Raw genomic sequence first — 19,599 nt, 5'->3', positions numbered from 1 at the left:
CCAGAGGAAAACAATTCCCGAGATCGGCCGGATCGCCGAACGCGGCACCCTCGACGCGTTCTTCCTCGCCGACAACCCCGCGATCCGCGAGGACTCGCTGGTCAGACCGGGCGGGCGCGCGCTGGAGCCCTCCACCATCCTGGCCACCGTCGCCGCCGCGACCGAGCACATCGGGTTGATCGGCACGCTCTCGACCACGTTCAACGACCCCGTGGAGCCGGCCGAGCGCTTCCTCACGCTGGACCACCTCAGCGGTGGGCGCGCCGCGTGGAACGCCGTCACCACCTACAACGCCGCCGCGGGCGGCAACTTCGGCCTCACCTCGCTCCCGGATCGCGCCACTCGGTACCGGCGCGCGCACGAGTTCGTGGACGCGGTGATCGCGCTGTGGGCGGCTACCCGCTCGACGAGCCCTTCCCGGAACCGGCGCTCGCCGACCCGGCCGACCCCGACGTCTTCGCCGCCTCCCTCGGCTTCCGCGAATCGCTGGTGCGCGGCATCCGGGAGCGCGGCCCCGGATTCACCCTGCGGGACGCGCTGTTCGAGTTCGGCTCGGGTGGGCACCGCCGCATCGTCGGCTCGCCCGAGGAGGTGGCCGACACCATCGAGGACTGGTTCCACGCGGGCGCCGCCGACGGTTTCAACCTCGTGCCCGACGGATTCGCCTCCGGTCTGGAGATCTTCGTCGACGAGGTGGTCCCGATCCTGCGCCGCCGCAACCTGTTCCGGCACGAGTACGCCGAGACCACCTTGCGGGAGCGTTTCGGCTCGCCCCGGTGCGCGTCAGTTCGGCGGCATGACGTGCGGCGCGAGTTCCGACCGAGAGGACCACAACCATGAGCCGACCGCGGCTGCTGCTCAACGCTTTCACCATGAACACCGCCACCCACGTCTCCTACGGGACGTGGCGGCGCGAGGACGCCAGGCAGACCGAATTCCACACCCTCGAACCGTGGCTGGAGCTGGCCCGCATCCTGGAGCGGGGCGGGTTCGACTCGGTGTTCTTCGCCGACGTGGTAGGGCTCTACGACGATTTCGACGGCGGGTGGGACACCCACGTCACCGAGGGGTTGCAGATCCCGAATTACGATCCCTCCGCGCTGGTTTCGGCGCTGGCGTCGGTGACCGAGCACCTGGGCATCGTGATCACCAGTTCGGTGCTGCAGGACCACCCGTTCTCGTTCGCGCGCAAGATCTGCACGCTGGATCACCTCTCGCGCGGGCGGATCGGGTGGAACGTGGTCACCAGCGCGCTGCGCAACTCCGCGCGCAATTTCAACCTGCCCGACCGGGTGGAACACGACGCAAGAAGCTGACGGGCTCGGACTTCCTGCCGGATTCGCATCCGGCGCGCCGGTGGCGCGGGGCGTTCAGCGAGGAGGCGGTGGCGACCGCGCCCTGAGTGTGCATGACTACGGTGTGAGGGCGTAGTCGGTCAAGGATATTCGGTCTCGGGCGATCGTGGAACGCGGCAATGAAAGCCGTTACCATATTCGATAGTTCTCGGGTTCGTGCCGATTCGCCGGTGCGGGACGCTCCTTTCGGGCCGGGGTCCGATCGAATGTAGTACGGTTTCGATACGTAGATAACGCACTCCTCCGGGAGTGCGCCGACCGGATCGGGAGCGTCCCCATGACCACCGCACCGCCGCGCGCGCGGCGCCTCCGCCTCGCGATCACCCTCGCCGCCGTGTGCGCCGTCGTGGTGACCGGGATCGTCCTCGTGGCTCGCGAACAACGCGACGCGCCCACCTCGGCCGCACCCGGCCCGGCCGCGGTGGTGCGACCCGACAGCCACCGGCTCGACGCCCCCGAGGGCGCCCGCGTGACCTTGGTGGAGTTCCTCGATTTCGAGTGCGAGGCGTGCGCCGCCATGTATCCCGTGGTGGAGCGGCTGCGCGAGGAGTACCGCGACCGCGTCACCTTCGTGGTGCGGTACTTCCCGGTCCCCTCGCACTTCAACGCCGAACGCGCCGCCCGCGCCGTCGAGGCGGCCGCGCGGCAGGGGCGGTTCGAGCAGATGTACCAGCAGATGTTCCGCACCCAGGCGGGCTGGGGCGAGCGCCGCGTGCCGCTGGACGAGGTGTTCCGCGGCTTCGCGCGCGAATTGGGCTTGGACATGGCGGCTTTCGACGCCGACTACGCCGACCCGCGCGTGGGCGAGCGGGTCCGCGCCGACTTCGAGGACGGTCTCGCCCTCGGCGTGCGCGGCACCCCGACCTTCTTCGTGGACGGCGAGCCGATCGCCCCGAACGGCTACGAGTCGCTGGCCGAGGCACTCGACGCCGCGCTGCGCTGAGGGGCCGGCGCCTACTCGGTCACGCGCGCGCTGCCGTGCTATCACCACGGGTGCTCGCCACCCCGTCGAGTGCCATCCGGTGCCGCGGGTGGTGCACGCGTCGTAGCAGGTCAACGCGTTCGTGACGGGGGAGTGCGCCGTGGGGTGCGAGGGGGTGGCATCGGGTGCCCGCGAGAGCGTCCGCGATCGGGTCGCGGCCGCAACACGATTCCCCCGAGTTGGCGCGAGAACGCGGGCACGCGGGGTTAGCATGTGCGCACTGGTAACGGTGGATTTGCCAACCCCTAGGTGGTTTCGATGACCAGAGCTGTGCCCGGACCGGTTGCCCTCGGCGACGACGCCGCGCGGACACTGGCGAACGCGACGAAATCCGTCCCGCAGATGGAGTCCGTCAGCCCCCGGTGGTTGGTGCATCTGCTCGACTGGGTGCCCGTGGAGGCCGGTATCTACCGGCGCAACCGCGTCACCCACGAGCAGACGGTGGACATCCAGTGCGACAATTTCGACGAGTCGCCCCTGCCCGAGACGTTCATCGACTACGAGCGTGAACCTCGCGAGTACCGGCTCAAAGCCGTGCACACCATCCTGGACGTGCACACCCGCGTCTCGGATCTGTACTCGAGCCCGCACGATCAGATTGCCCAGCAGTTGCGGCTCACCATCGAGGCGATCAAGGAACACCAAGAGGGCGAGCTGATCAACAGTCCCGACTACGGGCTGATCTCCAATGCCGCCGACAAACAACGCATTCCGACCCTCGCGGGCCCGCCCACCCCCGACGATCTGGACAACCTGATCGCGAAGGTGTGGAAGGAGCCCGGCTTCTTCCTGACCCACCCCGAGGGCGTCGCGGCGTTCGGCCGGGAATGCACCCGGCGCGGTGTGCCGCCGCCGACGGTGAGCATGTTCGGGTCGCAGTTCCTCACCTGGCGCGGCATCCCGATCATCCCGTCGGACAAGGTTCCGCTGGTGGACGGCAAGACCAAGTTCGTGCTGGTCCGCAGCGGGCAGTCCCGGCAGGGCGTGATCGGCCTGTACCAGCCGGGCCTCACCGGGGAGCAGGGCCTCGGACTGTCGGTGCAGTTCATGGGCATCGACCGCAGCGCCATCGCGTCCTACCTGGTGTCGCTGTACTGCTCGCTGGTGATCCTGGTCGACGACGCGGTGGCCGTGCTCGAGGACGCCGAGGTGGACAAGTTCCATGACTACGCGCCCGAGTACCGGAAGTGAGCCCGATCCGGCGGCCGCCCGCGCGGCGGACCTGCCGGACCCGGCCGCACTGAACGCCCTGGCGGCCCAGTTCTTCTCGGCCCTGCCGTCGGCGTCGGCAGGTGCGCTCACGCCGGGCGCTCTCGGCGTGAGCGGTCCCCCCACGGGACAGGTTGCCGGGATTCCGGGAGCGGTCGCGAATGGTGCCGTGCCCTCTGGGGCGTGGACGCCTTCCGGTGATCTCGCCGGGTTGACGACCCCCGGCGGCTGGTCATCGCACACGACCCAGGCGCCGCCCGCGCACGCCGGCGGCCGGCCCGCCGCGTCCGGGTCGCCTGCCGCACCTCCCGGTGGGCGCACCCCGGAGCCCACGGTCCCCGGCCGCCCGGCCGACGGCGCGGATCACGCTGTGCCGGGCACGAATTCGTGGGCACCGTCCGGGTCCGGGGTCCCGGGATACGGCAGGTTGTCGCCGACCGGCGTCTCTCCCGCCGGATTCGACCGGGCCGCGCGGCCGTCCGCCGCCGACCCTGGCTTCGATCATTCGGCTGTCGTGCCGCCCGGTACGTCCGGAGTCTCGCCGAACGCTGCCTCCGCACCGCCCGGTGGTCGCACCCCGGACCCGCATGTCCCCGGTCGCCCCGCCAACGGCGCGGATCACGCTGTGCCGAGCGCGAATTCGGCGACGAACCCGAGTCGCGTGGCGGCGCGGTCGAGTTCGGCGCCCTCGGCAGGGGGCGCGCAACCTCCGGCTATCCCGTTCGGGGACGCATCCGGGTATCTCCCGCCGTGGGAGGCGATTCTGCCCGCGCCCCGCACGCTGGACGCCGCGCCCGCCGTCCCCACCTCCGCGGCACCCGCGTTCTATTTCCTCGATCGGTCATCGAGCGCGCCCTCGTTCGCGGACACCCGCGCGACCGATTTCGCCCCCGATCCGCACCCCCCGTTCGACGTGGACGCCGTGCGCGCCGACTTCCCCATCCTGCGCGAGCAGGTGAACGGCTACCCGCTGGTGTGGTTCGACAACGCCGCGACCACGCAGAAACCGCGCGCCGTGATCGACCGGCTCACCCACTTCTACGAGCACGAGAACTCCAATGTCCACCGCGCCGCACACGAATTGGCGGCGCGCTCCACCGACGCCTACGAACAGGCCCGCGACACCGTCGCGCGGTTTCTCGACGCGGGTTCGTCGGAGGAGATCGTGTTCGTGCGCGGCGCGACCGAGGGCCTCAACCTGATCGCGCAAACGTGGGGCCGTGCCAACGTGCGGGAGGGTGACGAGATCGTCATCTCGCATCTGGAACACCACGCCAATATCGTGCCCTGGCAGATGCTCGCCGCCGAGACGGGCGCACGCCTGCGCGTGATCCCCGTGGACGACAGCGGGCAGGTGCGCCTCGACGAGTACACGGCGCTGCTGTCCGACCGCACGAAACTCGTGTCGGTGACCCATGTTTCGAACGCGCTCGGCACCGTCACACCGGTGCGCGAGATCGTGGAGCTGGCGCACCGGGCCGGGGCGATCGCGATTGTGGACGGCGCGCAGTCGGTACCGCACACCCGCGTCGACCTGCAGGCTATGGACCCCGATTTCTTCGTCTTCTCCGGCCACAAACTGTTCGGCCCCACCGGGATCGGCGTGGTCTACGGGAAATCCGAAGTGCTGCAAGATATGCCGCCGTGGCAGGGCGGAGGCAACATGATCAGCGATGTGACGCTGGAACGTTCGCTGTTCCAGCCGCCGCCCGGTCGATTCGAGGCGGGCACCGGCAATATCGCCGACGCCGTCGGCCTCGGCGCCGCCATCGAGTACGTCGAACGTCTCGGCATCGAGAACATCGCCCGCTACGAACACGATCTGCTCGCCTACGCCACCCCGCGCCTGGCCGCGATCCCGGGCGTGCGGTTGATCGGGACGGCGGCCGACAAGGCGAGTGTGCTCTCCTTCGTGCTCGACGGCTATGAACCGCTCGATGTCGGAAAGGCGTTGAACGAGCGGGGCATCGCGGTGCGCGCCGGACACCACTGCGCGCAGCCGATCCTGCGCCGGTTCGGCGTCGAAGCCACCGTCCGGCCCTCGTTCGCGTTCTACAACACCTGCGAGGAGATCGACCGCATGCTCGACACGATCGACCGCCTCGCCCGTGCCCGCCGCTGAACCGTCACGCCGGCCTGCACGCCGACGAGGAGGGTGGCAGCCTCACCCGTGCCCGCCGCTGAGCCGTCAGCGGCGGGCCGGCTCGTCGGTGTAAGCCAGGACGACCGTGAGGAACAGGTCGGTCCGGCGCCGGCGCACCACGGGATTCTCCGGTTCCATCAGGCACTGCACCAGGGTGCCGTCGTGCACCGCGATCAACGCCTGCCCCAGCGCGGCCGGGTCGCGCACGACGCGGCCCGCCCGGCGGATCTGGGTTTCCAGCAGCGGCATGATCGCGTCCGCGATGGCCTGTTCGCGGGCCACCATCACGGCGCGCAGATCCGGATTGCGCAGGGCGTGCGCGGTGAACTCGGCGGTGATGCCGTACCACTTGGCGTCGAACGGCGTCACATCCAGCAGCGCGTCGGCGATCCCCGTCATATCGGCCATGTCGGTGGGCATGGCCGCCAGCGCGGCGGCCATGTCCTCGATCATCCGCGCCGAGCGCTGGTGCCACATGGCCAGGAAGAGCTCCTCGAGCGAGGTGAAGTTCGAGTAGAACGCGCCGCGCGTGTATCCGGCGCGCTCACAGATCATCTCGACCGTCGAATGCCCGAAACCCTCCTCGGCGAACGTGTCGAACGCCGCGTCCAGCAGGCGCTGCCTGGTCTGCCCGCGCCGCTTGGTGACGCGGGGTGCGGGTGCGGCGCCTGGCGCCTCGGCGGCGGGCACCTCAGGCCCCCTTCGCCGGCTTTCGCGCCAGCGCGCGCCCGGCGGCGCGACCGGAGAAGATGCAGCCGCCCAGGAAGGTGCCCTCCAGCGCGTTGTAGCCGTGCACACCGCCGCCGCCGAAACCGGCCACCTCGCCCGCCGCGTACAGGCCGGGCAGCGGCGTGCCGTCGGGACGGATCACCTGCGAGTCCAGGTTGGTCTGGAGACCGCCCAGCGTCTTGCGGGTGAGGATGTTCAGGCGCACCGCGATCAGCGGGCCCGCGGCCGGATCGAGGATGCGGTGCGGCTTGGCGACGCGGCCGGCCTTGTCGCCGAAGTACTGGCGCGCGTTGGTGATCGCCATCAACTGCGCGTCCTTGGAGTACTTGTTGTCGATGTCGCGGTCGCGCGCCACGATCTGGCGTTCCAGCTCGGCCGGGTCCAGTTTCGGGCCGCGCGCGATCGCGTTCATGCCGTCGACGAGTTCGGCGAGGGTGTCGGCGACGACGAAGTCCACACCGTGCTGTTTGAACGCCTCCACCGGGCCGGGCGCGCCCTTGGCGACCCGGCTCTTGAGCAGCAGCTTGAGGTCCTTGCCGGTGATGTCGGGGTTCTGCTCGGAGCCCGAGAGCGCGAACTCCTTCTCGATGATCGACTGGGTCAGCACGAACCACGAGTAGTCGTAGCCGGTGGCCAGGATCGCCTTCATCGTCGTGTTGGTGTCGAAGCCGGGGAAACACGGTGCGGGCAGCCGCTTTCCGTTCGCGTCGAACCACAGCGAGGACGGGCCGGGGATGATGCGGATGGCGTGGTCGGGCCAGATCGGGTCCCAGTTGTTGATGCCCTCGGTGTAGTGCCACATGCGATCCCGGTTGACGATCGCGCCGCCGGCGGCCTCGGAGATGCCGAGCATGCGCCCGTCGACGTGCGCGGGCACGCCCGAGATCAGCGTCTCGGGGCAGGGGCCGAGGCGCTCGACCGGCCAGTTGCGCCGGATCAGCTCGTGGTTGTGGCCGATGCCGCCGGAGGTCACCACCACCGCGGGCGCGCGGAACTCGAAGTCGCCCACCACCGTGCGCGAGGATGCCTTGCCGCGCGCCAGATCGGTGTTCTCGAGCACGCCGCCGCGCACGCCCACCACCGCGTCGTCCTCGACGATGAGCTCGTCCACGCGGTGGCGGAACGCGAAGGTCACCAGACCTTTTCGCTCGGCCTCGAGCACCGGTTCGGCGAATACGCGGACCACCTCGGGGCCGGTCCCCCAGGTGAGGTGGAAGCGCGGCACCGAGTTGCCGTGCCCGTCGGCCAGCGCACCGCCGCGCTCGGCCCAGCCGACCAGCGGCGTCACCCGCAGCCCGAGCGCGTGCAGGTAGTCGCGCTTCTCGGTGGCGGCGAAGCGCACGTACGCCTCGGCCCACTGCCGCGCCCAGTGGTCCTCGTCGTCGCGGTCGAAGCCGGCCGAGCCGAGCCAGTCCTGCAGGGCCAGCTCGTAGGAGTCCTTGATGCCGAGGCGGCGCTGTTCGGGGCTGTCCACGAAGAACAGCCCGCCCAGCGACCAGAACGCCTGGCCGCCGAGATTGTTGCGGTTCTCCTGATCCAGCACGAGCACCCGGCGGCCCGCGCGGGTCAGCTCGTAGGTGGCGACCAATCCGGCCAGGCCCGCGCCGACCACGATGACATCGGCGGCGGGGGAGTCGGCACTACTCATGGCTGATCCTTCGATCGTGCGGACCGGCGTCGTCCGCTGTTCGATACAAATTTGTATCCGATACGCTACCGCATCCGATCGCGGCCGGTGTGCGGTTCACGGAATTCGCGGAGAGGTCGCCGGGGCTCGAGTGCGCGGGTCGCGCTCACGCGGGTTTCCGCCGTTTCGTGACGTGGACCGTGGTCCGTGCCACCATCGAAGGGGCGCAACATGACTCGCCGAACGGGGAGAGGTTCAGCATGAGACAGTTACCGCCCGAGTTCTTCCGCACGCCCTACGTCTTCTACGAGAAGTTGCGAGCGCAGGGGCCCGTCCACCAGGTCACCTTCCGCACCGGCGTGCGCGCCTGGCTCGTCGTGGACTACGACGCGGCGCGCGAGGTGTTGCGCGACCCCACCGTCCGCAAGGACCCGCACACCGAGAGCGGACTGGCCGCCCGGCGGGGCTCGGCGGGCAACAGCGGCGTCGGCACGGTGAACAGCAGACTGGGCTACCACCTGCTCAACACCGACCCGCCGCGCCACGCGCGCCTGCGCAAACTGGTCACGCCCGCCTTCGCGCCCGCCAAGATGGACGCGCTCGCCCCGCGCGTCTCGGCGATCACCGACGAACTCCTCGACGGGCTCGCCGCCTCGGCCGACGCGTACGGGCGGGTCGATCTGATGGAGGAGTTCGCCCTCCCGTTGCCGCTCATGGTGATCTGCGAGATGCTCGGCGTCCCGTTCGCCGACCGCGCCCGCTTCAAGGAGTGGTCGGCGATCGTCTCCGACGTCACCCTCTCCGACCCGGTCCGGATGCAGGAGGCGACCGACGCCATCGTCGACTACTTCGACGCCGAACTGGCGCGCCGCCGCGCCGGGGCCGGCGGGAACGATCTGCTGTCGGACCTCATCGCCGCGAGCGATCGCGACGACCGGCTCACCGACGACGAGATCATCTCCATGGCGTTCCTCATCCTGATCGCGGGGCACGAGACCACGGTCAACCTGATCGGCAACGCGGTGCTGACCCTGCTCGGCGAGCCCGCGCGCTACCGCGCGCTACGCGAGGATCCGGGCGGCGTGCCCGCGCTGCTCGAGGAGGTGCTGCGCTACGACGGCCCGGTGAACATGGCCACCTTGCGCTACACCACCGCGCCGGTGGCGCTCGGCGGCACCGAGATCCCGCCGGGGGAACTGGTCCTCGTCGCGCTCGGGTCGGCCAACCGTGATGACAAACACTTCAGCGCGCCCGGCGAATTCGATCCCGGCCGCGGCGCGAGCGGGCACCTGGCGTTCGGCCACGGCATCCACTACTGCCTCGGCGCGGGCCTGGCCCGGCTGGAGAGCCGCGTCGCGCTGACCGGCCTGCTGGCGCGCTATCCCGACCTGCGGCTGGCCGTCGATCCGGAGGACATCGCGTGGCGGGAGAGCATCCTGTTCCGCGGGGTACGGGACCTGCCGGTCGAACTCGCGCCCGAGCCGGCACTGCGCTGAGGCGGTCATTCGTCCGGGATTGCGCCCGCGAGCTTTGCGCGGCCGCGCGGGCGGGTACTCTCGGTGCCCATGACGAGCGGTAGCCGCATCGCGATCGTAGGTGCGGGCATTGCGGGCCTCGCCTGCGCGAAGGTGTTGGGCCGGGAGGGTTTTCCGGTCGAGGTGTTCGAACGGGCGCCCGACGTGGGTGGTGTGTGGAGTGCGACGCGGCGCTATCCGGGGCTGCGCGCGCAGAACTCCAAGCACACCTATCACTTCTCGGACTTCCCCATGCCCGAGGACTACCCCGCGGTGCCCGACGGTGCCCAGATGCAGGCCTACCTGGAGGGATACGTCCAGCACTTCGGACTGCGCGAGCAGGTGCGGCTCGGCACCGAGGTGGTGGCGGCCGACCCGGTGGACAGCGGATGGTTGCTCGAGGTCCGCGACGAGAACGGCATCCACCGCACCTCCTGTGATCACCTGGTGGTCGCCAACGGCGTCTACAGCGAACCGGCCATGCCGGACATCCGCGGCGTCGACGCGTTCCGCACCCTCGGCGGTCAGGTGGTGCACTCCTCGCAGTTCCACGATGTGGAGGCGGCGCGCGGCAAAACGGTGCTGGTGATCGGCTACGGCCAGTCCGCGTGCGATATCGCCGAGGCCGTCAGCCACGTCGCCGCGTCCACCACGGTGGTCGCCCGCCGGTTGCTGTGGAAGATCCCGCGCAAGCTGGCGCGCGGGCTCAGCTTCGAACGCCTGCTGCTGAGTCGCCTGGGCCAGGCGCATTTCCAGCACCTGGAACCGCGCGGCCTGGAACGGTTCCTGCACGGCGGTGGCCGCAGCTTCCGCGACACCGATTTCGACGTGCTCCAGGAGATGGTCACCAAGCGGCTCGGCCTGCGGGAGCTGAACCTGGTGCCGGAGGGCCGGTTCGAGGAGATCGCGCAGAGCAGCGTCGGCGTGGTCACCGACGGGTTCTACGAGCAGGTCCGCGACGGGCGCATCACCGTGCTGCGCGACACCACCGTCGACGAACTGTCCGCCGGCGCGCAGGGCCCGGTCGCGTGGCTGTCCGACGGTGCGGAGCTACCCGCCGACCTCATCGTCTGCGCCACCGGATTCCAGCGGCGCGTGCCGTTCCTCACCCCGTACATCCAGCGGCAGCTCACCGACGAGGACGGCAACTTCCGCCTCTACCGGCACATCCTGCCCGTCGAGGTCCCCAATATCAGCTTCGCGGGCTACAACTCGTCGGTGGTGAGCACCCTGAGCTCCGAGGTGGGCGCGCACTGGATCGCCGCGCTGCTCGCAGGCCGCCTCGCCGTGCCCACCCGCGAGCAGATGGGCGAGGAGATCGACCGGCGGCTGGCGTGGATGTCGGCGGGCACCGACGGCCACCACGCCCACGGCACCACCATCACCCCGTTCGCACTGCGCAACCTGGACGAGATGCTGGCGGACCTGAACCTCCGACTGCCGCGCTCGGCCCGCGCCGCCCAGTGGTTCCGGCCCGTGCGCCCCGCCGCGTACCGGGGGACGCTGGAACGGTCCAAGCCGTCGGTGGAGCCCACCCCGCCCGCCCCCGCCCCGGTTCGCGACCCACATCCGTCGCAGGCGTGAGGGGGCTGAGGATTCCTACCGCCAGGCTCGGCCTGCGTGCCGCCCGGTGATTCCTGCCAGTGCGCCCCAGCCGGGGACGATGTGAGCCGTCGGTGGGTTCGGCTCACCCGCCCGGTTCCGTGCTCATGACCGCATCCGTTGCAGGCCAGAGGATTGGGGCGTAAGCCGATTCGGCCTGCGTCCGTCGTAGCGCATCGCCCGTGGAGCGGTGCAGTGCGCAGCGGCTGGCCGGAACGCGTCGACAGCGTGGCACACGGTGGCGGGGACAGCGTGGTGCATGGTGGCGGGACAGCGTGGCGCACGGTAGCGGGGACAGCGTGGCGCACGGGGGCGGGGAGATCGGTGCCGTGCCGGTGAGGGGCACACGCAGCGGGGGGTGCGCGGGCAGGTTCCGGTCGGGCCGCCCTCGCGGATTGCCGCATGCGCAATGCTCGGGGGCTCCGATTCCATCTGTGATAATCCGCGGGTGGACGCCCTCGACCTGAATCTGCTGGTGGCGCTGGATGCGCTGCTCGAGACCGGCAGCGTCACCGGCGCCGCCGAACGGCTGGGCACGTCGGCGCCCGCGATGAGCAGGACGCTGGCGCGGTTGCGGCGGGCGCTGGACGATCCGCTGCTCGTGCGCGCGGGCCGCAATCTGGTGCCGACGCCCCGCGCCCTCGAGATCCGCTACGAGGTGCGCGCGGTGGTCGAGCGCGGGCGGGCGTTGCTGGCGGAGCGTGCCGAGGCCGACCCGGCCGGACTGCGGCGCGGATTCGCCGTGGCGGCCGACGACGCCGTGCGCGCCGGATTGGCGGGCTCGCTACTCGCGACCGTGCGCAAGCAGGCACCAGGGGTGACGCTGCGTTTTCTGTCCGACGACGTCGACGGCGTGGCGGCCTTGCGCGACGGCCGCGCCGATCTCGCGGTGGGCGTGCTCGAACCGGGCGACCCCGAGATCGCGACGCAGCGGGTGTTCGGCGACCGGCTCATCGGGGTCGCGGCGCCACGGCATCCGTTGATCACCGGCCGCGTCACCGTCGCCGCCTATGCCTCCGCCGCCCACGTGGCGGTCTCGCGCCTCGGCCGCGCCCGCGGGCCCATCGACGACCGGCTCGCCCTGCACGGCCGCACCCGCCGCGTGGTCGCCACGGTCCCCGACCTCACCACCGCCCTGCTCGCCGTCCGTCCGGGCGACCTGATCTGCCCCGCCCCCGCCCGCCTGGCCGCGGGCACCCTGCGCGCACTCGGCCTGCGCGCCTTCGACATTCCGCTACCACTGCCCGAGGTCTCGATCGGCATGGCATGGCACCCGCGCAACACCGCCGACAGCGGCCACCGGTGGTTGCGCGAAGTCGTGCGGTCGTTGCTGGCGCCGGAGGGGGAGAAGCGCAAACGCGGGTAGACGCAACGGTGGTGACCGTCAGCTCGGTGCGTACACACGTCCCACGTGCGTGTGGACGTTGCGGGTGCACGGTAGCCGCCGGACAGCGCTGCGCCGGGAGATCAACGCGCGTGTACCGTCGGCCCCGTACCGGGGGCGGTCCCGTGTGCCGCTGAGGCCGGGCGGGCATGCTTCCGCATCCGGTCACCGGTGCGGGCGTGGACCGTCGGTTGTAGCGGGGAGTGATCGCGTCGGCCTCGGTTCCGGAGACAGGCTCACTCCCCTCCAGCCACACGCGCCGCGCGCCGGCTGTGGCGAGGGGAACGTGCTCACCCGGCGACAGGCACGTCGCGGGAGGTGGCCGCCTCTGTGCGGTTACGGCTGGATCGTGCCCGGAGCTCGCTGTGCCGATAGGTACTTGCCGGCCGAATGTGATCGGCGTGCTCCACGAGCCCGTCGTGGCGGCGGCTTCGGTCCCGGTGTTCCGCGTCGACGGCGGCACCGGACCGTTGCCGGGGCTTCGTGAGCTCAGGCGGGCTCGCCGGAGGGGGAGTTCAGGGGGCGGCCGAAGGGGCCGGCCGGGTTGCGCTTGAGTTCGTCGAGCATGGCTTGGAGTTTGTCGACGTGCGAGTTGTCCTCGGTGGGCGCGCGGTGCTGGCTCGCGGCGGGGTCGTCGCGGTCGGGGCGCGGGGCGGTGAGGTTGGCGTCGGGCCGCGAGATCGGGGTGTCGTGGTGACCGTTGCCCGAGGGCGGGACGGGCTCGAACACCGACTCGTAGCCGTAGGTGTTCGCGAACGGCGGGTCCGGATTCGGCGGAACCTGATTGTGCCCGTTCGACTCCGGGGCGGTGGTGAGCGGCGGACGCGAGATGGTCGGTTCCATCCAGTCGTGCAGGGCGGGCGGGATGGCGGTGGGCTCACGCCGCGGCAGGGCGGGCGCGGGCGGGGTGGGCGACGACTCCACGCGGGCCGCGACGGCGCCGGACTCGAAACTGTCGGTGCTCTGTGGCTCGGCGGGAGCGGACGAATGGATCATGTCGTCGGTGAGTCTCGACGTCGCGGCCGGCGCGGCGTCGGCGGGAGTCGACGGGCGCAGGCGCTCGGCGCGGGTGGGGCGCGCCGCGTCGGACGTACCGGCGTGTTCGGCGGCGGTCCGCGCTCCATCCGCGAGCGGTGGTGCGGAACGCGTGAGGCCGGGGCTGTCGACGCGGGCGGCGTCGGGAGGGGGAGCGTCCGGGTGCGTGAACTCGGTGGCGTCGCCGTGCCGCTGGACGGGCGTGGTCTCCTGCTGCGCCGGCGCGAACTCGTGCCGGTGCGCGGCGTCCGGCCGCTGGTCCCGTTGCGGGTTCTGCGCGGGCGTGAACTCGCGCCACTGGGTGGGGGCGGCCCGCTGTTGCGGGGCGGCGTCGTGGGGTTCGGCGGGCGTGGTCTCGGGTCGGGCGGGTGAATCAGAGGGCCGGAGACCGGTGTTCGTCTCGTGTCGCGGGCCGGAGGCGAGGGCCGCACCGGTGTCGAGTTGCCGTCCGGTCGCGGAATCCCGCCGCCCGGAGCTTTCGTGCTGCAGCGACGTGTCGAGGGGCCGACCGGAGATGTTCTCGTGCCCGGCGGTCGTGTGCCGCGCGGACGCACTGTCGAGCTGCCGGTTATCTGCGGCCTCGGACCGCACGCCGGACGCGTTCTCGAACTGGGCCTGCGCGCTGTCGAGCCGCCGGGCCGACCCGGTGTCGGCCTGCCCGCTCGCCACGGCATCGAGGCCTTGGCCCGAGGCGATGTCGAACGGCTGGAAGGCGTTGGCGTCGTTCGGCCGTGCCGGTGTGGTCTCGCGGCCGGAGTCGTGCCACCGGCCGGGCGAGTGTTCGCGCCCCGGCGCGTTCGGCGTGCCGACCTGCTCGACGCGCGACGCGTTCGACGTTGCGGAGCCAGCACCCGAGGCTTGCTCGGCGCGTGAACGCTCCGTGGACTCGGCAGGGAGGCTGTCAACCGGCCCCACCGGGCCGTCAGTGGACTCGGCCCGGTGTCCTTCCGCGCCGACCGGTGCACCCTCGGCCGAATCCGCGCGGCGCCCCCGGGTGCGCCCGGGGAAGGAACTCCCGGCGGAATCCCCAAGGCGCCCTTGGGTGTGCCCGGAGAGCGTGTCCCCGGTTGGATCCCCCCGGCGTCCGTCGGCGTGCCCGGCGCCCGAATCCCCAACCGCCACCGTGCGCGAGCCCTCAGCCCGCGCACGCGTCCGCCCGGCGCGTGAACCCGGCACTCCGGAATCACCGGCGATCTCTCCCGCGGTCTCGGGCACCTCGAAACGGGCCCCCTCGACCAACCTCGACACGGACTCGGCCCGCGGCAGGTGGTGGCGCGCGGTCTCGGCCGCCGGGTCCGCGCCCTCGAGGCGCGCGCCGAGCGCGGACACGTCCTGTTCGGTGCGGAAGGCCCACGCCTCCAGCTTCTTCAAGCGCGTCTCGATACCGTTGTCGTCGGCCACCTGGGCCGCGACGGCGTCGAGCCTGCCGCTCACGTCGCGCAGGAGCTCCGCGATGCCGGACAAGATCGCGCCCACCGATTCGGCGCCCTGCTGGCCGTGCTCCATGCGTGCTCTACCTTCTTCCCCGTCGATGCCGAAACTGCGCGCGGCCCGGCGATTCTATCCGCCGCCCCCGGCCGTTGCGGGGCGAGCACCGGGGCGGCGCGCGGGCCGGGTGACGCGCCGCGCCGGTGGGCGGGATTGGCGGTAACTATCAATTCGGTTAAGGTCCGATCGCCGCTCCGGCGCGCCGAACAGCGAAATCCCTTGCGACACATCACACGTCAGCCTCCGATGGGTCTCGGTACGGCCACGGCTCACCCGAGTGCGGGGTAAAGGGGACTGGCGGGGAACTAGGGTTCGGGAGCACTCTGGTAGGTGGAGTTTGGTCGCGAGACCGGTGGTGTTCGGGCAGGGGAGTGATCGCGTGAGGACGAAACAGCGCGCGGAGCAGGCTTGCGGACGCCGGACGATGCTCGCGGAATTGGGACTCGGCGAGGTCGACGGCACCCGCGCCATCGCGGCGGGCCGGTCCCGCTACAGCTGCCGCTGCCCGGGATGCGCGGCGGCGCAATGGGATATCCAGCGTCTCAAGTACTGGATCTGCTCCCGGCTGGTCGCCTTCGGCGCCGACGAGGCCGAGGTGGATCAGCGCGTCAACGGCGTGCGCGTCGACATCCTGTGGCGCCGCGACGGCAAGACCTATGCCATCGAAGTGCGCGGCGGCGCGCTCGATCGCACCTTGGCGCTGGAACACACGTCGCTGCTGCGCGACGCGGGATGCGACGGCGTGCTGTGGCTGTGTCAGCCCGGCTACTGGGTCTCGCACCTGCCCGCGCTCGGCATCTCCGACTACGCGCCGCCCGCGTGCGACTACGTCGCGGTGAGCGGGATGGTCGACACCGAGTACAGCGATCTCGTGGCCCCCAGCCGCGAGCCGATCGAGCTGCGGGAGTTCCTGCGCGGCTGGGTGTCGGGCGAGATCGCGTGGGGATATCGGGACGAGAAGACCGGAGGATGGGCCACCGTGACGGATTGGGAGCGCCACACCAAGACGCAGGCGACGGTCATCGCCCGCCAGCGCGAGGAACTGCGCGATCAGCGCACCGCGCTGGCGCTGTCGCGGAAATCGGTGCGCGACACGGAGAAACAGGTCGTCAAGCTCGCCGCGCGGCTGGACCGCGCCGCCCACGACGCCGACGACCAGGCGGCGGCGCTGGCGGAGATGCAGCGCAAACTCACCGAGCACTACCGGGTGGACGCCACCCTGCGCGCCACCATCCGGACCCTGCAACAGACCGTCGGGCATTGGCAGCTGATCACCTGCTTCGCGATGCTGGTGATCATCACGTTCCTCACCTCGGCGTTCGTGCTGCTCTGAGCCGCCTGCTCAGGTGGTGAGGCGGAAAGGGGAGCGGTCCCAGCGCCATTCGTGACGCAGGGTGAGGGCGGCCAGGTCGAGGAGGTCGAAGCCGGTCTCGCCGCGCAGTGCCGTGAGCGCGGTCCACGACGTCGTGCCCGGAGGGATCGCGTCGGCGACCGCGTCGGCCACCGGGCGGGCGAGGAGATCCGGGACGCCCAGCGTGCTGCCGGTCCACACGAGCCACCCCCAGCCCCGCGCGTGCGCGGCGGCCCGCGCGGCCGCGGATTTGACGCGGTTGACGTGGAAGGCGATGTGCCCGAGCGGTTGCACGTCGATGAGGACGACCCGGCCGTCGCCGAGGTGGGCGGCCAGCGTCGGGTGGTGGACGCGCGCGTCGCCGTCGATCTCGTACGGCACGGCGAGCGGGCGCTCGCGGAAACCCTCGACCACGGTCGCGGTGTTCACGGTGCGCAGCAGGCCCGCCTCCAGCGCGGAATCGAAGCCGATGTCGCGGCCCGCCTTGTCGAAGTAGAACCGGCCGCCTTCGTCGCTGTCGGCCGTCGAGGTGGTGGGCAGCGGGGCGGGAGAGCCGGTGGGCCAGTCGGCGCCCGCGAGCAGAGCGGTCAGATCGCCCGCCGCGGCGGGTTCGGTGTCGCGCAGTTTGGCCAGGCGGCGGTTGGTCTTCATCCGCCACGCCATGATTCGCTGCATGACGTACCCCGAGACGCGTTTGGCGTCCTCGGGCGGGTGGCCCGCCAGCCGGATCTTCAGGTACGAGAGTTCGGCGGCGGCGGGATCGGTGCCGGTGGCGTAGGTGTCGCGCAGGAGGGTGCGCACGAGCTGGGAGTCGCGCGCGTCGAGCGGGTAGCGGCGCGCGAAGACCTCGGCGATCGGGTGCCCGGTGAACGCCGCCTCCCGCAGGATCTGCCCGGTGGCGCGGGTGTGCAACTGGCGCACCCGGTCTCGCGCCAGATCGAAGCGCTCGCCGATGCGCGCGAACGACTCCGGGGGTTCGCCGTCGACGCCGAGCCTGCGCGCGACGATCTCCGCGTCGCGCTTCTGCCGGTCGGCGTGCCGCGCGACCAGGCCGCCGATCACCTCGTCGATCTCCTCCAGATCGAACGTCACCTCGCCGGCGATGTCGTCGGCGAACGACACCTCCGCCACACCGTCCCCGGACGCCTCGTCACCCACGCAGCGCAGCCTAACCGCGCGCACCGACAGATCCGGGCTGTCACACCCCGGCCGCCCGCGTCGTCGTCCCGGTGAAGGTTTCGCGCTGCCCCCGATCGGCGTCGCGGCCGCCGTCTGCCTCATCGTCTACTTCCTCGGCGCGTCGGCCACCGCGATCCGCGCCCACTCCTACGGGACGTCGGTCTTCCCGCTGCTCTACCTGATTCCCGCCGCGGCGACCCTGGCGCTGCAGCTGGCGCGCTGAGCCCGGCGCACTCCCCGGACGACGGTGCGGCGGCGGCCGGGGAGTACAACTGGGTGACGGCATCGACGTCGAAAAGGGGAGCGATGGGCAAGCTGGTGCGGGACCGGATTCCCGAGATCATCCGCGCGGAAGGCGGCACCCCCAACGTGCACGTCCTGAGCACGGCCGCCTACGAGATCGCCCTGCACGACAAACTCCTCGAGGAAGCGGCCGAACTCCGCGCCGCCCAGGACCCCGCCGACCGCCTCGAGGAAGCCGCCGACGTCCTCGAGGTCCTGCTCACCGTCGCCGGCCTGAACGGCTTCGCCCTCGACGACCTCGTCCGCGCCGCCGCCCACAAACACGCGCGGCGCGGGGGATTCGACGAGCGGTTGTGGTTGAAACGGTTCGAGTGAGCTCGGGTTCGCGGCGCCTGGACTCCCCGGCACGGCCGCGACCGGGGTTCGCCTGGGTGATATTTCGATGTGAGGCGATTCTGTCCGTGTCCGGGCGCGGAGTTGAATTGTCCCGCAAGGGAACTCTCCGGACGTAGGTCCGGGTCGGCGGTCGCCGCACCGCTTGTTCGAGGAGTGTCGGTCACGCCTCGAACCAGCACGAGTGGGCCCGCAGCGCGGGCCGGGTGGGTCGGAGGTGACGCGGAAGCGCGCGTAAGTGGCACGAACACAAGTAAAGCCCCGGTGAAAACCGGGGCTGACCTGGTATTACGGTGGTGCGCGATACTGGGATTGAACCAGTGACCTCTTCCGTGTCAGGGAAGCGCTCTCCCGCTGAGCTAATCGCGCGAGGTGGAGACGGGAATCGAACCCGTGTGCACGGCTTTGCAGGCCGTTGCCTCACCACTCGGCCACTCCACCGCGCAAAGGGGGACGGCTGTTTTCACTGCCTGGCCCTACCTCTCGAGCGGATGACGGGATTCGAACCCGCGACCCTCACCTTGGCAAGGTGATGCGCTACCAGCTGCGCTACATCCGCATTCGCATCTCGGGGGCTTTCGTTCCGGCCTCCGTGGTGCGAGACAGAACATTAGCCGACGCTCGGTGAAAGGTACAAATCCGCTGGTAGAACGGTTGGAAACGGCCGAGTTGCGTCAGGGGCGCGGGGGTCTGGTGTGGTGCGCGGTGCGCGGATCGACCACTGGGGCTTATGTGTCACCGATTCACGCGCGCCCGACCCCTCCCGCACCCCCGATCAACCCTGTCCAGGTGGCGATTTGGTGACCGACCGGTGGTGCGTGCTAATGTTCCATCTCGTTCGGAGGGAACACCCTCCGGACCGCAGTCCCGGTCTCATAGCTCAGCGGGAGAGCGTCCGCCTCACACGCGGAAGGTCGCTGGTTCGATCCCAGCTGGGACCACAGCAATCCCCTCGACTGAAATGCCAGGTCGGGGGGATTTTTCGTTGCTCTGCGAGGTCTCGGCCGGTCGATTGGCCACCCCGCGCAGCGGATATGCACAGAAGCGGGATCGCCACCGGTTCCGAGGCGGCAGTCGTTCGGAGCAACGTCTTTGTCCTGGAAGTCGTAGGGCCGCGCCGGCCGTCGGCACGGGCGATCGACAGGAGATGCGGGTGATGCGGGCGATCGCCCCCGCGCGGGCGCCGCCGTGCTTCCTCGGGCGTGTGCGCGGCCGAGACACTTCTGAATCGTCGTGCGCGCCTCGGGGTTCGCCGGGTCTGCCGCCTCTCACTCCGGCAGTTCCTCGGCGGGGTGGCAGCGCGGTAGTCCAGCCGGACTGGCGTAGGCGGCGATCGGTATCAGGGGCTTGGTCGTCGCTCACGTG

At 71.0% G+C, this 19,599-nt stretch carries 15 protein-coding genes, 4 tRNA genes and 1 pseudogene; 13 read left to right on the top strand and 7 right to left on the bottom strand.

Features of this window, described 5'->3' with window-relative positions; all coding sequences use genetic code 11:
* Positions 1–22: 22 nt before the first annotated feature.
* The 6 genes and pseudogenes from OHB21_RS37680 to OHB21_RS33460 form a co-directional block, all read left to right on the top strand.
* Positions 23–445, top strand: a pseudogene (locus OHB21_RS37680) (LLM class flavin-dependent oxidoreductase); the annotation flags it as partial.
* A complete protein-coding gene (locus OHB21_RS37675; protein ID WP_067504231.1) occupies positions 388–840 on the top strand; it encodes an LLM class oxidoreductase in 453 nt (150 codons plus the stop codon). The pseudogene OHB21_RS37680 and the gene OHB21_RS37675, both read left to right, overlap by 58 nt.
* Positions 837–1,316, top strand: a complete 480-nt coding sequence (locus OHB21_RS33475; RefSeq protein WP_195125611.1) for an LLM class flavin-dependent oxidoreductase — start codon at positions 837–839, stop codon at positions 1,314–1,316. The genes OHB21_RS37675 and OHB21_RS33475 overlap by 4 nt, the downstream gene beginning before the upstream one ends.
* Positions 1,317–1,632: 316 nt before the next feature.
* Positions 1,633–2,298 carry a DsbA family protein gene (locus OHB21_RS33470; protein WP_195125612.1) on the top strand — a complete coding sequence of 222 codons (666 nt, stop codon included), beginning with the start codon at positions 1,633–1,635 and terminating at the stop codon, positions 2,296–2,298.
* Positions 2,299–2,595: 297 nt separating this feature from the next.
* Positions 2,596–3,528, top strand: a complete 933-nt coding sequence (locus OHB21_RS33465; protein ID WP_067504225.1) for a family 2A encapsulin nanocompartment shell protein — start codon at positions 2,596–2,598, stop codon at positions 3,526–3,528.
* Positions 3,500–5,668 (top strand): family 2A encapsulin nanocompartment cargo protein cysteine desulfurase, encoded by a 2,169-nt coding sequence (locus OHB21_RS33460; protein ID WP_195125613.1) that lies wholly within the window; start codon positions 3,500–3,502, stop codon positions 5,666–5,668. The genes OHB21_RS33465 and OHB21_RS33460 overlap by 29 nt, the downstream gene beginning before the upstream one ends.
* 66 nt (positions 5,669–5,734) lie before the next feature.
* Here OHB21_RS33460 and OHB21_RS33455 read toward each other — a convergent pair whose 3' ends face one another.
* Complete coding sequence (locus OHB21_RS33455; RefSeq protein ID WP_067504219.1) at positions 5,735–6,379, bottom strand: TetR/AcrR family transcriptional regulator; 645 nt, start codon at positions 6,377–6,379, stop codon at positions 5,735–5,737.
* Between the two features lies 1 nt (position 6,380).
* Positions 6,381–8,066: an FAD-binding dehydrogenase gene (locus OHB21_RS33450; protein ID WP_067504216.1), complete on the bottom strand. Its 1,686-nt coding sequence runs from the start codon at positions 8,064–8,066 to the stop codon at positions 6,381–6,383.
* Positions 8,067–8,305: 239 nt separating this feature from the next.
* Here OHB21_RS33450 and OHB21_RS33445 point away from each other — a divergent pair, with 239 nt between their 5' ends.
* The 3 genes from OHB21_RS33445 to OHB21_RS33435 all read left to right on the top strand — a co-directional run bounded on the left by OHB21_RS33445 (position 8,306) and on the right by OHB21_RS33435 (position 12,527).
* Complete coding sequence (locus OHB21_RS33445; RefSeq protein ID WP_067504318.1) at positions 8,306–9,541, top strand: cytochrome P450 family protein; 1,236 nt, start codon at positions 8,306–8,308, stop codon at positions 9,539–9,541.
* A 69-nt stretch (positions 9,542–9,610) separates the two neighbouring features.
* Positions 9,611–11,143, top strand: coding sequence for a flavin-containing monooxygenase (locus OHB21_RS33440; RefSeq protein ID WP_195125614.1), 1,533 nt, complete (start codon positions 9,611–9,613; stop codon positions 11,141–11,143).
* 466 nt (positions 11,144–11,609) lie between these two features.
* Complete coding sequence (locus tag OHB21_RS33435; protein ID WP_195125615.1) at positions 11,610–12,527, top strand: LysR family transcriptional regulator; 918 nt, start codon at positions 11,610–11,612, stop codon at positions 12,525–12,527.
* Between the two features lie 507 nt (positions 12,528–13,034).
* On the opposite strand, the gene OHB21_RS33430 is transcribed toward OHB21_RS33435, so the two are convergent.
* Positions 13,035–15,086 carry a hypothetical protein gene (locus tag OHB21_RS33430; RefSeq protein WP_195125616.1) on the bottom strand — a complete coding sequence of 684 codons (2,052 nt, stop codon included), beginning with the start codon at positions 15,084–15,086 and terminating at the stop codon, positions 13,035–13,037.
* Between the two features lie 361 nt (positions 15,087–15,447).
* On the opposite strand from OHB21_RS33430, the gene OHB21_RS33425 reads away from it, so the two are divergent.
* Positions 15,448–16,401, top strand: a complete 954-nt coding sequence (locus tag OHB21_RS33425; RefSeq protein ID WP_324192088.1) for a hypothetical protein — start codon at positions 15,448–15,450, stop codon at positions 16,399–16,401.
* A gap of 9 nt (positions 16,402–16,410) precedes the next feature.
* On the opposite strand, the gene OHB21_RS33420 is transcribed toward OHB21_RS33425, so the two are convergent.
* Positions 16,411–17,541, bottom strand: a complete 1,131-nt coding sequence (locus tag OHB21_RS33420; RefSeq protein ID WP_324192089.1) for a hypothetical protein — start codon at positions 17,539–17,541, stop codon at positions 16,411–16,413.
* Between OHB21_RS33420 and OHB21_RS33415 the strand changes: the two genes are divergently transcribed.
* Both OHB21_RS33415 and OHB21_RS33410 read left to right on the top strand, forming a co-directional pair.
* Positions 17,522–17,821: a DoxX family protein gene (locus OHB21_RS33415; protein WP_067504201.1), complete on the top strand. Its 300-nt coding sequence runs from the start codon at positions 17,522–17,524 to the stop codon at positions 17,819–17,821. The two genes, OHB21_RS33420 and OHB21_RS33415, sit on opposite strands and share 20 nt — an antisense overlap.
* A 53-nt stretch (positions 17,822–17,874) precedes the next feature.
* Positions 17,875–18,216 (top strand): nucleoside triphosphate pyrophosphohydrolase, encoded by a 342-nt coding sequence (locus tag OHB21_RS33410; RefSeq protein ID WP_324192090.1) that lies wholly within the window; start codon positions 17,875–17,877, stop codon positions 18,214–18,216.
* Between the two features lie 312 nt (positions 18,217–18,528).
* Here the strand turns inward: OHB21_RS33410 and OHB21_RS33405 are convergent.
* The 3 genes from OHB21_RS33405 to OHB21_RS33395 form a co-directional block, all read right to left on the bottom strand.
* Positions 18,529–18,603, bottom strand: a tRNA-Val gene (locus tag OHB21_RS33405).
* Position 18,604: 1 nt separating this feature from the next.
* Positions 18,605–18,675: transfer RNA gene (locus tag OHB21_RS33400), tRNA-Cys, on the bottom strand.
* Positions 18,676–18,720: 45 nt separating this feature from the next.
* Positions 18,721–18,793, bottom strand: a tRNA-Gly gene (locus OHB21_RS33395).
* 310 nt (positions 18,794–19,103) lie between these two features.
* On the opposite strand from OHB21_RS33395, the gene OHB21_RS33390 reads away from it, so the two are divergent.
* Positions 19,104–19,175: transfer RNA gene (locus OHB21_RS33390), tRNA-Val, on the top strand.
* The last annotated feature ends 424 nt before the right edge of the window (positions 19,176–19,599 follow it).

Source organism: Nocardia puris, assembly GCF_036051655.1.
GTDB lineage: Bacteria > Actinomycetota > Actinomycetes > Mycobacteriales > Mycobacteriaceae > Nocardia > Nocardia puris.
Note: the sequence above shows the minus strand (reverse complement) of the source record. Positions and strands in the feature narration are given on the sequence as shown.

Coding starts and splice junctions, on each gene's coding strand:
- OHB21_RS33475 (WP_195125611.1), top strand. CDS start 837: ATGAGCCGACCGCGGCTGCTGCTCAACGCTTTCACCATGAACACCGCC.
- OHB21_RS33470 (WP_195125612.1), top strand. CDS start 1,633: ATGACCACCGCACCGCCGCGCGCGCGGCGCCTCCGCCTCGCGATCACC.
- OHB21_RS33465 (WP_067504225.1), top strand. CDS start 2,596: ATGACCAGAGCTGTGCCCGGACCGGTTGCCCTCGGCGACGACGCCGCG.
- OHB21_RS33460 (WP_195125613.1), top strand. CDS start 3,500: ATGACTACGCGCCCGAGTACCGGAAGTGAGCCCGATCCGGCGGCCGCC.
- OHB21_RS33450 (WP_067504216.1), bottom strand. CDS start 8,066: ATGAGTAGTGCCGACTCCCCCGCCGCCGATGTCATCGTGGTCGGCGCG.
- OHB21_RS33445 (WP_067504318.1), top strand. CDS start 8,306: ATGAGACAGTTACCGCCCGAGTTCTTCCGCACGCCCTACGTCTTCTAC.
- OHB21_RS33440 (WP_195125614.1), top strand. CDS start 9,611: ATGACGAGCGGTAGCCGCATCGCGATCGTAGGTGCGGGCATTGCGGGC.
- OHB21_RS33430 (WP_195125616.1), bottom strand. CDS start 15,086: ATGGAGCACGGCCAGCAGGGCGCCGAATCGGTGGGCGCGATCTTGTCC.
- OHB21_RS33415 (WP_067504201.1), top strand. CDS start 17,522: ATGTCGTCGGCGAACGACACCTCCGCCACACCGTCCCCGGACGCCTCG.